Origin of the sequence: Microvirga brassicacearum (assembly GCF_008757455.1) — a bacterium.
In the GTDB taxonomy this organism is placed as follows: domain Bacteria; phylum Pseudomonadota; class Alphaproteobacteria; order Rhizobiales; family Beijerinckiaceae; genus Microvirga; species Microvirga brassicacearum.
The window spans coordinates 32,763-45,832 of sequence record NZ_VCMV01000055.1 but is presented as its reverse complement, the minus strand read 5'-3'; the positions used below and the strand labels follow the sequence as shown (position 1 = coordinate 45,832).

Here is a 13,070-nt window from a genome sequence, read left to right as displayed (position 1 = left end):
AACCTCAGGTTTCGGCTACATGGAGACAACGATGGCCCGTATTGCAGGCGTCAATATTCCGACCAACAAGCGCGTAGTGATCGCGCTTCAGTACATTCACGGCATCGGCGCCAAGAAGGCCGAGGAGATCGTGACGAAGGTCAACATTCCGGCCGAACGCCGCGTGAACCAGTTGACCGACGCCGAGGTGCTTGCGATCCGCGAGACCATCGACCGCGATTACATGGTGGAAGGCGACCTTCGCCGTGACGTCTCCATGAACATCAAGCGTCTCATGGATCTCGGCGCGTATCGCGGCCTGCGTCACCGCCGCAGCCTGCCGGTTCGCGGCCAGCGCACGCACACCAATGCGCGCACCCGCAAGGGCAAGTCCAAGCCGATCGCCGGCAAGAAGAAGTAATCGGAGGGCGGATTACCGCCAGACGGTCCGCGCCGGGCTCAATCCGGCGCGCCCGGAACGACGCGAAGGCGCTTCGTCCCGGCAACAATTCTCGGGTTTTGCGCCAAGGCGCGTTTCCCGAGCCGACAACGAAATTGCAATCCCGAGCGCCTGGCATGACGGGCGCGCTTGAAGGACGGATAGAATGGCTAAAGAAGCTACCCGCGTTCGCCGCCGCGAACGCAAGAACATCGTGTCGGGCGTCGCTCACGTGAACGCCTCGTTCAACAACACGATGATCACGATCACCGACGCGCAGGGCAACACGATCTCATGGTCGTCCGCCGGCGCCATGGGCTTCAAGGGTTCGCGCAAGTCGACCCCCTACGCGGCCCAGGTTGCTGCCGAAGATGCTGCCCGCAAGGCGTCGGAGCACGGCATGCGCACCCTCGAAGTCGAGGTGTCGGGTCCGGGTTCGGGTCGTGAATCTGCGCTTCGTGCGCTTCAGTCGGCCGGTTTCACCGTCACGTCGATCCGTGATGTGACGCCGATCCCGCACAATGGCTGCCGCCCGCGCAAGCGTCGCCGCGTCTAAGATCATCCGGCGCGTGGGATTGCCCGCGCGCTTTCCGGTTTAACGGGCGGCCCGATGGTCGCCCTGCAAGCCGTACCTTGAAGAGGTGTGGTTGTGATCCAGAAGAACTGGCAAGAGCTTATTAAACCGAACAAACTCGAAGTCGCTCCCGGCGACGATCCGAAGCGTGTCGCGACGGTCGTCGCCGAGCCGCTCGAGCGCGGCTTCGGTACGACCCTCGGAAACTCCCTGCGTCGCGTGCTGCTGTCGTCCCTCCAGGGCGCCGCGGTCACGTCGATCCATATCGACGGCGTGCTGCACGAGTTCTCGTCGATCCCCGGCGTCCGCGAGGACGTGACGGATATCGTCCTGAACGTGAAGAATGTGGCGATCCGCATGCAGGGCGAAGGCGCGAAGCGCATGACGCTCCGCAAGACCGGACCCGGCCTCGTGACCGCCGGCGACATCAACACCGTCGGCGACGTCCAGATCCTGAACCCGGAACTCGTGCTCTGCACCCTCGACGAGGGCGCTGAAATCCGCATGGAGTTCACGGTCGATATGGGCAAGGGCTACGTGCCCGCGGAGCGCAATCGCGCCGAGGATGCGCCGATCGGCCTGATCCCGGTCGATTCGCTCTACAGCCCGGTCAAGAAGGTTTCGTACCGGATCGAAAACACCCGCGAGGGCCAGATTCTCGATTACGACAAGCTCATCATGACGGTTGAGACCAACGGCTCGATCACGCCGGAAGACGCAGTCGCTTACGCTGCCCGCATCCTCCAGGATCAGCTTCAGGTCTTCGTCAACTTCGAAGAGCCCCGCAAGGAAGAGGCCGCGACCACTGCGCCGCAGCTGCCGTTCAACCCTGCGCTGCTCAAGAAGGTCGACGAGCTCGAGCTGTCGGTCCGTTCGGCGAATTGCCTGAAGAACGACAACATCGTGTATATCGGCGACCTGATCCAGAAGTCGGAAGCCGAGATGCTGCGGACGCCGAATTTCGGCCGCAAGTCGCTCAACGAGATCAAGGAAGTTCTCGCCTCCATGGGTCTCCACCTCGGCATGGACGTGCCGGGCTGGCCGCCCGAGAACATCGAAGATCTCGCGAAGCGTTTCGAAGAGCATTACTAAGAGGCGAGTGGCGAATGGTGAGTGGCGAATGGGTTATTTCTCCCGCCACTCTTCCATTCGCCATTCGCTATTCGCCACTCGCAAGTAACAGACGATCGTACCTTGGCCCGGCGATCGTAAAATCAGGAGATAGCCATGCGTCACGGATTTCGTGGTCGGCGGTTGAACCGCACGACCGAGCACCGCAAAGCAATGTTCGCCAACATGGCGGCTGCGTTGATCAAGCACGAGCAGATCGTCACGACCCTGCCGAAGGCAAAGGACTTGCGCCCGATCGTCGAGAAGATCATCACGCTCGGCAAGCGCGGCGACCTGCATGCCCGCCGCCAGGCGATGTCGCAGCTTCGCGACGAGGACATGGTGAAGAAGCTCTTCGCGGTCCTCGGTCCGCGCTACCAGGACCGTCAGGGCGGCTATTGCCGGATCATGAAGGCCGGCTTCCGCTACGGCGACAACGCCCCGATGGCTGTGATCGAGTTCGTCGACCGCGACGTGTCGGCGCGCGGCAAGGATTCGGGTCCGAGCCAGAACGAAGAGATCATCGACACTGCCGCATAATTGCAGGCGGTTCGAACGAACAGAGGCGGCCTTCGGGCCGCCTTTTTTCGTTTGAGCGCGTCGCTCCGCAGCAACAGAAGTAACGCTCCCGTCATTCCGGGACGCAGAGGCGACCCCGGTGAACCCCTCGTGAAACAAGCCCTCTCAGGCTGACGGGAAACCCGCTCGCCGGGCTCCGATGACGGCCGCCGAATGACTGGAAACGACGGGTGGACGGAGCGTCCTGATCGGCGCTAAGAAGCGGCGTGGGAGGGGCTCGATCTTCTCCCGACTCTCGGGGCTCGAGAGAGGTCAAGCGGGGCAGGATTCTCATGCGTAAAGATGTGGTTGTGTTGGGCGCCGGTATCGTCGGCGTGTCGGTTGCTGTGCATTTGCAGCAGCGCGGGCGGTCGGTGCTCCTGGTCGATCGTCGCGGGCCGGGCGAGGAAACCTCCTACGGCAACGCGGGCCTGATCCAGCGCGAAGGCGTCTATCCTTATGGTTTCCCGCACGATTTCGGCGCGCTCCTACGTTACGCGACGAACAAGACCATCGACGCCCATTACCACATGGCGGCCCTGCCGAAGCTTGCGCCGTTCCTATTCCGGTACTGGATGCATTCGCGGCCGGAAGAACATCGGGCCATCGCGCGGCTCTATGCACCGCTGATCGAACACAGCGTCGTCGAGCATGCAGCCCTCGCGCAGGCCGCCGGCGTGACTGACCTGATTCGTCCGACGGGCTGGATGAAGGTGTTCCGCAGCCAGAAGGCGATGGATGCCCAGCTTCGGGACGCAGAGGCGACACGGCGCGATTTCGGCGTCAATTTCGAAGCCTTCGGTGCTCCCGGCCTGGCCGAGCGGGAGCCGCATGTGAGGGGAGATTTCACAGGCGGCATCCATTGGACTGATCCCGGTGCGATCTATGATCCCTATGCGCTGACGATGGCTTATGTCCGCCTTTTCGAATCGCTCGGCGGCGCGTTGGCCGAGGGTGATGCGCGCTCCCTTGAAGAGACCGCCGATGGCTGGCGCGTGAGGACGAAAGACGGTGTGGTCGAGGCGCGCGCGGTCGTGGTGGCGCTGGGCCCCTGGGCCGATCTTGTCACCCGACGCCTCGGCTATCGCCTGCCGCTTGCGGTCAAGCGCGGCTATCACATGCACTACAAGGCGCAAGGCAACGCGGTGCTGAACCGCCCGACGCTCGATTTCGAGCGCGGCTATTTCCTCGCGCCGATGGCAAAGGGCGTGCGCCTGACCACGGGCGCGGAATTCGCGGATCGCGATGCGCCCAAAACGCCGGTTCAGCTCCAGCGCGCGGAGCCGATCGCCAAGACATTCTTCCCGCTCGGCGAACGGGTGGACGCGGAACCCTGGATGGGGATGCGCCCCTGCACGCCCGACATGATGCCGATCATCGGCAAGGCGCACCGGCACAAGAACCTCTGGTTCAGCTTCGGCCACGCCCATCACGGCATGACGCTGGGCCCAATTACCGGACGCCTCGTGGCCGAGATGATGACCGGCGAAAAGCCGGTGATCGATCCGAGGCCGTATGGACCGGAGAGGTTTTGAGGGGCGAATGGTGAGTGGTGAGGAGTGACGGCAGTTTCAATTCGCCACTCGCTATTCGCCATTCGCCCACTACTCACCCTTCCCAAACCGATCGCGCCACGCCGGTTGCGCGCCCGCAAAGGGCAGGGCGGTCGCCTCGTAAACGCCGCGGGCGATGGCGCGGGCAAGGCAATCGGCGGCAAGCGCCGTGATCTGCGTGAAATCCTGGACGTCGTCCTCGAGCGGCCGGCGGCCCGTCGAGGCGGCGAAAACCGTGTCGCCGTCATAGAGGCCGTGGCTGAACCGCAAGCTTCGGGCGATGCCGGCGTGAGACGAGATCGCCAGACGCTTGGCTTGCGCCTTGGTCAATGTGGCGTCGGTTGCGACCAGCGCGATCGTGGTCGAAGGTTGCCGGCGTCCCTTCCAGGAATGTGCGCGCATCTCCGGGCTGATCCGAGCCGGATGCCCCAATCCGCCGAACTCTTCGGCTTCTTCGTGCGCTCCGGCCCAGAAATGCGGGCCATCGCCCATGACCGCCGACGAGATGCTGTTCACGATGGCGATGGCGCCGATCGTGTGACCCGACGAGGTCATGACGCTGGCTGACCCCAGACCGCCCTTGAGGTTGACCGTGGTGGCGCCGAATCCACCGCCTGCGGTGCCGAGAGCAAATGACGGGGCGGCCGTGCGTGCCGCCTCATAGCCGAGCTCGCGATAGGGCGGATACACACCCCAATCCTTGTTTCCGCCGTTGAGAAGATCGAACACCACCGCCTGCGATACCAGCGGCACGATCGCCGCTCCCACGGCAAACCCGATGCCCTGCTGGCGCAGATAGGCCTGCACGCCGCTGGCCGCATCGAGGCCGAAGGCCGAGCCGCCGGACAGGACGATGCCGTGGATGCCCGGAACCATCTTGTCCGGTTCCAGGATATCGGTCTCGCGGGTGCCCGGCGCGCCCCCCAGCACCGCGCAGGAGGCGACGGCCGGCTCATCGAAGAGCGCTACGGTCACCCCTGAGGCAAGCGCGGGGTCGTGAGCGTTGCCGATGCGCAGGCCGGCGACGTCGGTGATGAGATTCTGGTGCTTGCCCATCCAGGAAGGGAACCGGAAAACGCCGCCGTTCACAAGCTGGCGAGAGTGCCTCCGGGCGACTTTCTTGTCGGGCGGGGACCGGATAGAAGGCCTGATGCTTACCGTTTCGCTTCCCGCCGCAGCCGTTGGCGGATTGATCAGCTTCCTGAGCCCCTGCGTGCTGCCGCTGGTGCCGCCCTATCTGTCATATCTCGCGGGCACGACCTTCGACCAGCTCAATGGGGGCGAGGCCGCGGTTCGGCGTCGGGCGATCCTCGCGGCCCTGCTCTTCGTCGCGGGCTTCTCCACTGTCTTCGTTCTCCTCGGCGCCACCGCCTCGGCGCTCGGGCAGGTGGTACGGCAATATCTCGATGTGCTGAGCACCATCGCGGGCATCGCCATCATCGTGATGGGACTGCATTTCCTCGGGCTGTTCCGGATCGGCCTCCTCTATCGGGAAGCGCGACTGAATGTCGACCGGCCGATGGGCCTGTGGGGCGCCTATGTGATGGGGCTCGCCTTCGCGTTCGGCTGGACCCCCTGTATCGGGCCGGTGCTGGCGGCAATCCTCGCGGTTGCGGGCTCCGAAGCCAGCGTCTCGCGCGGGGCGCTGCTGCTGGCGGCCTATTCGGTGGGCCTCGGCATCCCGTTCCTGCTCGCGGCTTTCGCCATGCGCCCCTTCATCGCGCTGATGAAACGCATGCGCTCCCATTTCGGCGCCATCGAGAAAACCATGGGGGCGCTTCTGGTCCTGACCGGCATCGCGTTCCTGACCGGCTGGATCACCACTGCGTCGTTCTGGCTGCTGGAGACGTTTCCGGCTTTGGGGCGGCTGGGGTAACATTCACCCGCGCGGTGGACAGTGTTGCACAAGGTCGTTGGCGTGCTATATTCGAAACAAGGGGGTGATACCGCTTCTCCCTTCCGGTGAGGGACCGGGCTTTCGCCCGACCCCTCGTGGCGTTACCTGAAGATCAAAATCAGCTCCCTGCCAAGGAACCTGATCACCAGGGTTAGCTTCGGAAGTTTCATACGGTATCACCTCCTTTCAATTGTCCGGCCTTAGCCGGACGATCCGGCATAGCACGGTTTTCCGAATATTATTGCATTTCGTCCTGCGTCCCGGTGGCCGCGAGGATTCGGCTGCGCTTTGGGGAGCGAGCAGGGTTCACGAAGGTGACTGACTGCGAGCTTGACCCAACCCAGACCCAACGAGGTCGGTCCAAATCCATTCCCAACAAAAAACCCGCCCTGTTGCCAGGGCGGGTTCGCAACCGTCAGCGGTTAAGCCGATCGATTACATGCCGAGCTCGTTGCCCGAATAGTCGATCTTGCCGTCGGCGCCCTTCTTCCAGACATACATGATGTAGTCGGGACGGGTGATATCGCCCTTCTTGTCATAGGTGATATCGCCGATGACGGTCTTGAAGGGCTTGCCGGCCGTCATGATCGCAGCCATTTTCTTGCCGTCGGGGCCGCCAGCCTGCTTTGCAGCATCGGCCAGGATCTGGGCGGCCGCGTAGCTGTAGAGGGTGTAGGCTTCAGGATCGTAGTTCTTGGCCTTGAACTTGGCGACCGCGTCCTTGGCGTTCGGGTTCTTGCGCGGATCCGGCGAGAAGGTCATGAGCGTGCCGTCGGCACCGGGGCCGGCGATCGAGACGAACTCGGCCGACACAATGCCGTCACCCGACATCATCGGGGCGTTGAGGCCCTGATCGCGCATCTGGCGGATGATAAGGCCGGCTTCCGTATGGAGGCCGCCGAAATACACGACATCGACGCCGGCCTGTTTCAGCTTCGAGACGAGAGCCGAGTAGTCCTTCTCACCCGGGTTGACGCCTTCATAGACGACTTCCTTGAGGCCCTTGGCCGTCATCGCCTTGAGGGTCTCGTCGGCGAGGCCCTTGCCGTACGGGGTCTTGTCGTGGATGACCGCAACCTTCTTGCCCTTGAACTTGTCGGCCAGATAGTTGCCGGCAACAAGGCCCTGCTGATCGTCGCGGCCGCAGGTGCGGAACGTGTTCCACATCTTGCGCTCGGTGAATTGCGGGTTCGTGGAGGCCGGGGTGACCTGAACGATTCCGGCTTCTTCATAGACCTGCGACGCCGGGATCGAGACGCCGGAGTTGAAATGGCCAACGACCATCTTCACGCCTTCTGCCGCGAATTTGTTCGCCACCGACACACCCTGCTTCGGGTCCGATACGTCGTCGCCGACGACCACGACAAGCTTCTGGCCATTGATGCCGCCGGCGGCATTGATGTCCTCCACTGCCTGCTCGACGCCGTTCTTCAGCTGCGCGCCGAAAGCGGCGTTGGGTCCCGTGATGGGGCCAGCGACACCGATCTTGATCTGCGCGTTGGCCGCGCCCGAAAAGGCAAGACCAAGACCGAGCGCAACGCCGGTCAACAGCATTTTCTTCATAAGGAACTCCTCTGGATGTTCTTTTAGCCCCCTCCAGGGGGAAAGGTTCAGCGGACCCTTCGAGCCCGCCGGCCGGGTGACATCATGACTCTTTTTAGGCGGAAGTCACGCCGGAATTTCGAGGTGCCAGGACCGCCCGCCGAAACTCGGGCAGCAGCTCAAAGATGGGCCGCAAGTCGTTGAAAAGACTGAGCGTTGAATCGGAGAATCGTGCACTCTCCGGACCTAACGGAAGCACCTTAGCCGTTCGTATGAGAGGCCTTCTCGCGCCAGCCAAACGGGCCGGTGCGCTCATAGAGCCAGCGATACTGCGTGGTCATGAGGCGGGCACGATAGTACCGATAGCCCAGACTGCCGATGATCAGCAGCACGATAGCGTCGATCGCATAGAACTGGACCGAGATCAGCGTTCCGCGGAAGAGCGCGAAGTGGATGAAACGCACGAACCCTGCCAGGATCAGCAGATACAGGATCAGGTTCCAGTACCGCCGCCACGTGACGGCGATGGCACGGCCAGTCATCCACGCAGCCCAGCCGCCCATGATCACGGTGACGAGGAGAAACAGCCAGATCGACGGTTCTTCATAAAGGATGCCTTGCATCAGTGATGCCCTCCTTCGAGATAGGCGGCGCGGACCTGCGGGTTTTCCAGCAATTCCTTGCCGCTGCCGCTCATGGTGATGTTGCCGGTCACCATGACGTATCCGCGATGGGCGAGGCGCAACGCGTGGTAGGCGTTCTGCTCGACAAGAAACACCGTCATGCCGTCCTTCTCGTTGAGTTCCTTGATGATCGTGAAAATCTGCTTGACGATGAGCGGCGCGAGGCCGAGCGACGGCTCGTCGAGCAGCAGGAGTTTCGGGCGGCTCATGAGCGCGCGGGCAATGGCGAGCATCTGCTGCTCGCCGCCGGACAGTGTCCCGCCGCGTTGCTGCAGACGCTCCTTCAGCCGCGGGAAGAGGGTGCAGACGCGCTCCAGATCCTCGTTGAAATGCGCCATCTTGTTGATGGACGCTCCCATCTGAAGGTTCTCGAACACGCTCATGCGCCCGAAGATCCGGCGCCCTTCCGGCGATTGCGCGATCGAGAGCTGCGCGATCTGGTGCGTCGGCATCCGGGTGATGTCCCGGCCTGCAAACGTGATCGTGCCTTCGCGTGCGCGGGGATCGCCGAAGATGGTCATCATCAGCGTCGATTTTCCGGCGCCGTTGGCGCCGATCAGCGTGACGATCTCACCCTCGTGCACATCGAGGTCGACACCCTTGAGCGCGATGATGTTGCCGTAAAAGGTCTTGACCCCCCGGACGCTGAGGAGCGGCTTTCGGGCCGGTCCCGGTTGCACGCCGGCGTCGACGGACAGTGGAATTCCTGCGGTGCTCATGCGCCGATCTCCGATGCGACTTGTTCGACCTCCTCGTCGGCGACGCCCAGATAGGCGGCGATGACGCGCGGATCGCTTCTGATCTCCGACGGCGAGCCGTCCGAGATCTTGGTGCCGTAATCAAGCACCACCACATGATCGGAGATTTCCATCACCACCGACATGTCATGCTCGATGAGCAGGATCGATGTGGCGTGATCCTTGCGGATCGACAGCAAGAGCGCGTTCAACTCATGCGACTCACGCGGGTTGAGGCCGGCTGCCGGCTCGTCGAGACAGAGCAGCAGCGGGTCCGTGCACATGGCGCGCGCGATCTCGAGACGGCGCTGCGCGCCGTAGGGAAGATCGCCCGCCGGATCGTCGGCGCGGTCGGTGAGGCGGATCTTGTCGAGCCAGTACTTGGCCCGCTCGATCGCGTCGCTTTCCGCCTTGCGGTAACCGCCGATGCCGAGAACGCCGAGGAACGTGAAGCCCGAGGCGATCATCAGGGAATTGTGCTGCGCCACGAGGAGGTTTTCGAGCACCGTCATCCCGGAGAACAGGCGGATGTTCTGGAACGTACGCGCGACCTTGGCTTTCCAGTTGATGCTGAAGCCCGGCAGCCGCTCCAGAAGCATGTGCGAGCCGTCGGGCTTGCGCAGGGCGATCATGCCCTCGGTCGGCTTGTAGAAGCCGGTGATGCAGTTGAAGACGGTCGTCTTGCCGGCGCCGTTCGGGCCGATGAGCGCGGTGATGTCGCCGCGCCCGGCCTGGAAGCTGAGATCGTTGATCGCAACCAGCCCACCGAAACGCATGGTCAGGTGCTGAACGTCGAGAATGGGATCCTGAAGCCAGCGCATTAGCCGTGACCTTCTTTGACGTGGGCGCTCGAAATCGCTTTTCGCTCTTTCAGGAACACGGAGGGTTGTCGCTCGGAGATCAGGCCGCGGGGACGCCACACCATCATGGCGACCATGCCTGCGCCGAACAGCAGGAGGCGATACTCGTTGGGATCGAACCCTGCGCCGAAGATCGCCGTCAGGAAGCCGAGGTTGCGGAGGACTTCAGGGCCGCCGACCAGCACCACCGCGCCGATGGCGACACCGATCTGGGAGCCCATGCCGCCCAGCACGACGATCGCCAGGATGATCGCGGATTCGAGAAAGTTGAAGCTTTCGGGCGACACGAAGCCCTGGCGGACCGCAAAGAACGAGCCGGCAAAACCGCCGAACATGGCGCCGATGGCGAAGGCCGTGAGCTTCGTGTTGGTGGTGTTGATGCCAAGCGACCGACAAGCGATCTCGTCCTCGCGAAGCGCCTCCCAGGCGCGACCGACCGGCAGCTTGCGCAGCCGCATGGTAACAAAGTTGGTGAGCAGGGCCAGCGCGAGGATGAGGTAGTAGAGGAAGATCATCCTCTGCATGCCGTGATACTCGATCCCGAAGAAATCCGCGAAGCCGCCTTCGCCGGCCGTGAAGGGCAGGCCGAAGAAGGTCGCGCGGGGGATCGACGAGATGCCGGCGCCGCCATTGGTCAGGTCGACCCAGTTGATCAGGACGAGCCGGACGATCTCACCGAAGGCGAGCGTCACGATGGCAAGATAATCGCCGCGCAGGCGCAGGACCGGGAAGCCGAGGATGATGCCCCAGAAAGCCGCCAGGATGCCGGCGACCGGCAGGCAGATCCAGAACGACAGGCCGAAAGTGGTGGACAGGAGCGCATACGAATAGGCGCCCACGGCATAGAACGCGACATAACCGAGATCGAGCAGGCCGGCGAGACCGACCACGATGTTGAGGCCCCAGCCCAGCATCACATAGGTGAGGATCAGGATGCCGAGATCGACCCAGTAGCGCGATTCATTCATCCCGCCCTGGATCAGGTAGATCAGGAACGGGAAGCCGATCGCGATGCCGAGGAAAAAAGGGATTCCGAAACGGGACACTTTCTGGAACGCGTTCGGTTCCGCATGGACGGCCTCGGTTGCCTGGTGCGGGTCCGGGGTCGCGAGCCGATAGGCCTTGGTGGCCATGAAGGCGTGCTGGAGGAGCCGGACGCCGAAGATGATGGAGACGAAAATGGCGACCAGACCCCAGCGCGGGGTCAGGAAGATGTCGCCGCCGCTCTGGTCGGTCTTGAAGGCCAGGATGGGAATCGACAGGCCAAAGGCGATCGCGGCGGATTTCAGCGAATCCTTGAGCGCCGCCGCGAAATCGAACCGCACCGGTACGACCGTGTCGGCCGATGTGGTCGCTGGGGCTGTTGTCGTCGTCGTCGAAGGAGCTGTCATGGCGTTGCCCCTTAAACTTTCTCAACTTCAGGCCGCCCGAGAATACCGGAAGGCATGAAGATCAGCACGATGGCGAGGATCGAGAAGGCCGCCACATCCTTGTACTCGATGGAGAAATAGGCCGACCAGAAGGTCTCGATCAGACCGATGATCAGCCCGCCGAGAACGGCGCCCGGGAGCGATCCGATGCCGCCGAGAACCGCGGCCGTGAAGGCCTTCACGCCCGGCACGAAGCCGTCGTTGAAACTGACCACGCCATAATAGAGCAGATACATAGTGCCGGCGACCGCCGCCAAGGCCGCGCCGATCACGAAGGTGAGCGAGATCGTGCGGTCCACGTCGATGCCGAGCAGGGCCGCCATCTTGCGGTCCTGTTCGCAGGCACGCTGGGCCCGTCCGAGCGAGGTCTTCTGGACCAGATACCAGAAAATCGCCAGAAGCACGGCGGTCGAGGCCATGATGACGATCTGCTTGTAGGACAGGGCGACATTGTAGCCGCTCTCGCCCTGGAACAGCACGATCACCTCCCGCATCATCGGCGGGGTGGGCTTGTTGCGTGCGCCCTGCGCCACCTGGACGAAGTTCGACAGGAAGATCGAGACGCCGATGGCGGAAATCAGCGGGGCGAGGCGGAAGGACCCGCGCAAGGGGCGATACGCGATTCTCTCGATGGCCCAGCCCCACAGCGAGGTCAGCACCATGGCGATCACCAGCACGATCAGAAGCGCCAGCACGATCGATGTCATGCCGAGCCATGTGGTGAGGATCAAAAAGAAGATGAGCGCGATGAAGGCGGAGAGCATGAACACGTCGCCATGGGCGAAGTTCACCATGCCGATGATGCCGAACACCATCGTGTACCCGATCGCGATGAGGCCGTAGATCGACCCCAGTGTCAGCCCGTTGATGAGCTGCTGGACGAAAATTTCCATATCCTACCCTTGCCCCTCTGGATGGGGTCATTATTGGGAAACGCCATAGCAAAGCACGATGCCTGTGCGAGGCCAAGCCGGACGTAAGGTGGGGGTGTCTAGCAGCCCCGGTTTCATTCGACAACGTTCTGTTAAGAATCCTATCAGTTGCCCTTATGGGAGCCGTTTCGCACCGAGGTGATGAAAAGGTGAGCTTCGATAAGGCTTACGTATCGTTCGATTGCCTATATGAAGAGGTGCACTACTGCCGGCAGGAGAGCAGACGCGTATGCTGACGACGAAATCCGGACCCGAATCGGTTCTTGCCGCGGCCGACCCGCTGCTCTTTCGCGAAGGCATGAGCCGCGTCGCCGGGGCCGTTCACGTGGTCGCGACCGACGGTCCTTCGGGCAAGGGAGGCTTCACCGCCACGGCCGTCACCCCGGTCACCGACGCGCCGCCATCGCTTCTGGTCTGCGTCAACACGGCCAGCCGCTCGGTGAGGACGCTGCTCGATAACGGCCTCTTTTCCGTCAATACCCTTGCGCATGACGACGTTCTGGTGGCCGACACCTTCTCGGGACGCAACGGCATCTACGGGATCGAGCGCTTCGCCGTCGGCCAATGGGCGCGGGGCGCCCTCGGCCTGCCCCTTCTCCTCTCGAGCCTCGTCTCCTTTGAATGCCGGCTGAGCGATGCCCGCATCGTGGCAACCCATCATGTCCTCATCGGCGAAATCACCGACATCCGCCTCGGGCAGGAGCGGCCGGCGCTGGTCTACCGGGGGCGCGGGTACCGCTCGCTCTAAACCGTTGACTGATGCCCTTGCGCTCGGG

General features: G+C 63.0%; 14 protein-coding genes. 7 read left to right on the top strand and 7 right to left on the bottom strand.

Annotated elements, in window-relative coordinates:
- Positions 1-31 precede the first annotated feature (31 nt).
- From rpsM to FEZ63_RS21220, 5 genes are all read left to right on the top strand, one after another.
- Positions 32-400 (top strand): 30S ribosomal protein S13, encoded by a 369-nt coding sequence (gene rpsM, locus FEZ63_RS21240; protein WP_150948311.1) that lies wholly within the window; start codon positions 32-34, stop codon positions 398-400.
- A gap of 184 nt (positions 401-584) precedes the next feature.
- The gene (rpsK, locus tag FEZ63_RS21235) at positions 585-974 is read left to right on the top strand and encodes a 30S ribosomal protein S11 (RefSeq protein WP_047186967.1); all 390 of its coding nucleotides are present in this window, start codon (positions 585-587) and stop codon (positions 972-974) included.
- A gap of 87 nt (positions 975-1,061) precedes the next feature.
- The gene (locus tag FEZ63_RS21230; protein WP_201274240.1) at positions 1,062-2,084 is read left to right on the top strand and encodes a DNA-directed RNA polymerase subunit alpha; all 1,023 of its coding nucleotides are present in this window, start codon (positions 1,062-1,064) and stop codon (positions 2,082-2,084) included.
- 135 nt (positions 2,085-2,219) lie between these two features.
- Entirely contained in the window at positions 2,220-2,642 is a 423-nt protein-coding gene (gene rplQ, locus FEZ63_RS21225) for a 50S ribosomal protein L17 (RefSeq protein WP_150948304.1), read from the top strand.
- 311 nt (positions 2,643-2,953) lie between these two features.
- Positions 2,954-4,195 carry an NAD(P)/FAD-dependent oxidoreductase gene (locus FEZ63_RS21220; RefSeq protein WP_150948301.1) on the top strand — a complete coding sequence of 414 codons (1,242 nt, stop codon included), beginning with the start codon at positions 2,954-2,956 and terminating at the stop codon, positions 4,193-4,195.
- A gap of 69 nt (positions 4,196-4,264) precedes the next feature.
- On the opposite strand, the gene FEZ63_RS21215 is transcribed toward FEZ63_RS21220, so the two are convergent.
- Positions 4,265-5,269, bottom strand: coding sequence for a P1 family peptidase (locus tag FEZ63_RS21215; RefSeq protein WP_150948298.1), 1,005 nt, complete (start codon positions 5,267-5,269; stop codon positions 4,265-4,267).
- A 94-nt stretch (positions 5,270-5,363) separates the two neighbouring features.
- Here FEZ63_RS21215 and FEZ63_RS21210 point away from each other — a divergent pair, with 94 nt between their 5' ends.
- On the top strand, positions 5,364-6,089 hold the full coding sequence (locus FEZ63_RS21210) for a cytochrome c biogenesis CcdA family protein (RefSeq protein WP_150948295.1): 726 nt from the start codon (positions 5,364-5,366) through the stop codon (positions 6,087-6,089).
- A 456-nt stretch (positions 6,090-6,545) separates the two neighbouring features.
- Here FEZ63_RS21210 and FEZ63_RS21205 read toward each other — a convergent pair whose 3' ends face one another.
- From FEZ63_RS21205 to FEZ63_RS21180, 6 genes are all read right to left on the bottom strand, one after another.
- Entirely contained in the window at positions 6,546-7,673 is a 1,128-nt protein-coding gene (locus FEZ63_RS21205) for a branched-chain amino acid ABC transporter substrate-binding protein (protein WP_201274239.1), read from the bottom strand.
- A gap of 239 nt (positions 7,674-7,912) precedes the next feature.
- Positions 7,913-8,275 carry a DUF6867 family protein gene (locus tag FEZ63_RS21200; protein ID WP_150948292.1) on the bottom strand — a complete coding sequence of 121 codons (363 nt, stop codon included), beginning with the start codon at positions 8,273-8,275 and terminating at the stop codon, positions 7,913-7,915.
- Positions 8,275-9,054 (bottom strand): ABC transporter ATP-binding protein, encoded by a 780-nt coding sequence (locus FEZ63_RS21195; RefSeq protein ID WP_150948287.1) that lies wholly within the window; start codon positions 9,052-9,054, stop codon positions 8,275-8,277. The genes FEZ63_RS21200 and FEZ63_RS21195 overlap by 1 nt, the downstream gene beginning before the upstream one ends.
- A complete protein-coding gene (locus FEZ63_RS21190) occupies positions 9,051-9,893 on the bottom strand; it encodes an ABC transporter ATP-binding protein (protein ID WP_150948283.1) in 843 nt (280 codons plus the stop codon). Before FEZ63_RS21190 ends, FEZ63_RS21195 begins: the two co-directional genes overlap by 4 nt.
- Entirely contained in the window at positions 9,893-11,323 is a 1,431-nt protein-coding gene (livM, locus tag FEZ63_RS21185) for a high-affinity branched-chain amino acid ABC transporter permease LivM (RefSeq protein WP_150948281.1), read from the bottom strand. The genes FEZ63_RS21190 and livM overlap by 1 nt, the downstream gene beginning before the upstream one ends.
- 11 nt (positions 11,324-11,334) lie before the next feature.
- Positions 11,335-12,255, bottom strand: coding sequence for a branched-chain amino acid ABC transporter permease (locus FEZ63_RS21180; RefSeq protein WP_150948278.1), 921 nt, complete (start codon positions 12,253-12,255; stop codon positions 11,335-11,337).
- 268 nt (positions 12,256-12,523) lie between these two features.
- Between FEZ63_RS21180 and FEZ63_RS21175 the strand changes: the two genes are divergently transcribed.
- The gene (locus tag FEZ63_RS21175) at positions 12,524-13,042 is read left to right on the top strand and encodes a flavin reductase (RefSeq protein WP_150948276.1); all 519 of its coding nucleotides are present in this window, start codon (positions 12,524-12,526) and stop codon (positions 13,040-13,042) included.
- Positions 13,043-13,070 lie beyond the last annotated feature (28 nt).

Coding starts and splice junctions, on each gene's coding strand:
- FEZ63_RS21180 (WP_150948278.1), bottom strand. CDS start 12,255: ATGGAAATTTTCGTCCAGCAGCTCATCAACGGGCTGACACTGGGGTCG.
- FEZ63_RS21205 (WP_201274239.1), bottom strand. CDS start 7,673: ATGAAGAAAATGCTGTTGACCGGCGTTGCGCTCGGTCTTGGTCTTGCC.
- FEZ63_RS21220 (WP_150948301.1), top strand. CDS start 2,954: ATGCGTAAAGATGTGGTTGTGTTGGGCGCCGGTATCGTCGGCGTGTCG.
- FEZ63_RS21210 (WP_150948295.1), top strand. CDS start 5,364: ATGCTTACCGTTTCGCTTCCCGCCGCAGCCGTTGGCGGATTGATCAGC.
- FEZ63_RS21200 (WP_150948292.1), bottom strand. CDS start 8,275: ATGCAAGGCATCCTTTATGAAGAACCGTCGATCTGGCTGTTTCTCCTC.
- FEZ63_RS21195 (WP_150948287.1), bottom strand. CDS start 9,054: ATGAGCACCGCAGGAATTCCACTGTCCGTCGACGCCGGCGTGCAACCG.
- FEZ63_RS21175 (WP_150948276.1), top strand. CDS start 12,524: ATGCTGACGACGAAATCCGGACCCGAATCGGTTCTTGCCGCGGCCGAC.
- rpsK (WP_047186967.1), top strand. CDS start 585: ATGGCTAAAGAAGCTACCCGCGTTCGCCGCCGCGAACGCAAGAACATC.
- livM (WP_150948281.1), bottom strand. CDS start 11,323: ATGACAGCTCCTTCGACGACGACGACAACAGCCCCAGCGACCACATCG.
- FEZ63_RS21215 (WP_150948298.1), bottom strand. CDS start 5,269: ATGGGCAAGCACCAGAATCTCATCACCGACGTCGCCGGCCTGCGCATC.
- rplQ (WP_150948304.1), top strand. CDS start 2,220: ATGCGTCACGGATTTCGTGGTCGGCGGTTGAACCGCACGACCGAGCAC.
- FEZ63_RS21190 (WP_150948283.1), bottom strand. CDS start 9,893: ATGCGCTGGCTTCAGGATCCCATTCTCGACGTTCAGCACCTGACCATG.
- rpsM (WP_150948311.1), top strand. CDS start 32: ATGGCCCGTATTGCAGGCGTCAATATTCCGACCAACAAGCGCGTAGTG.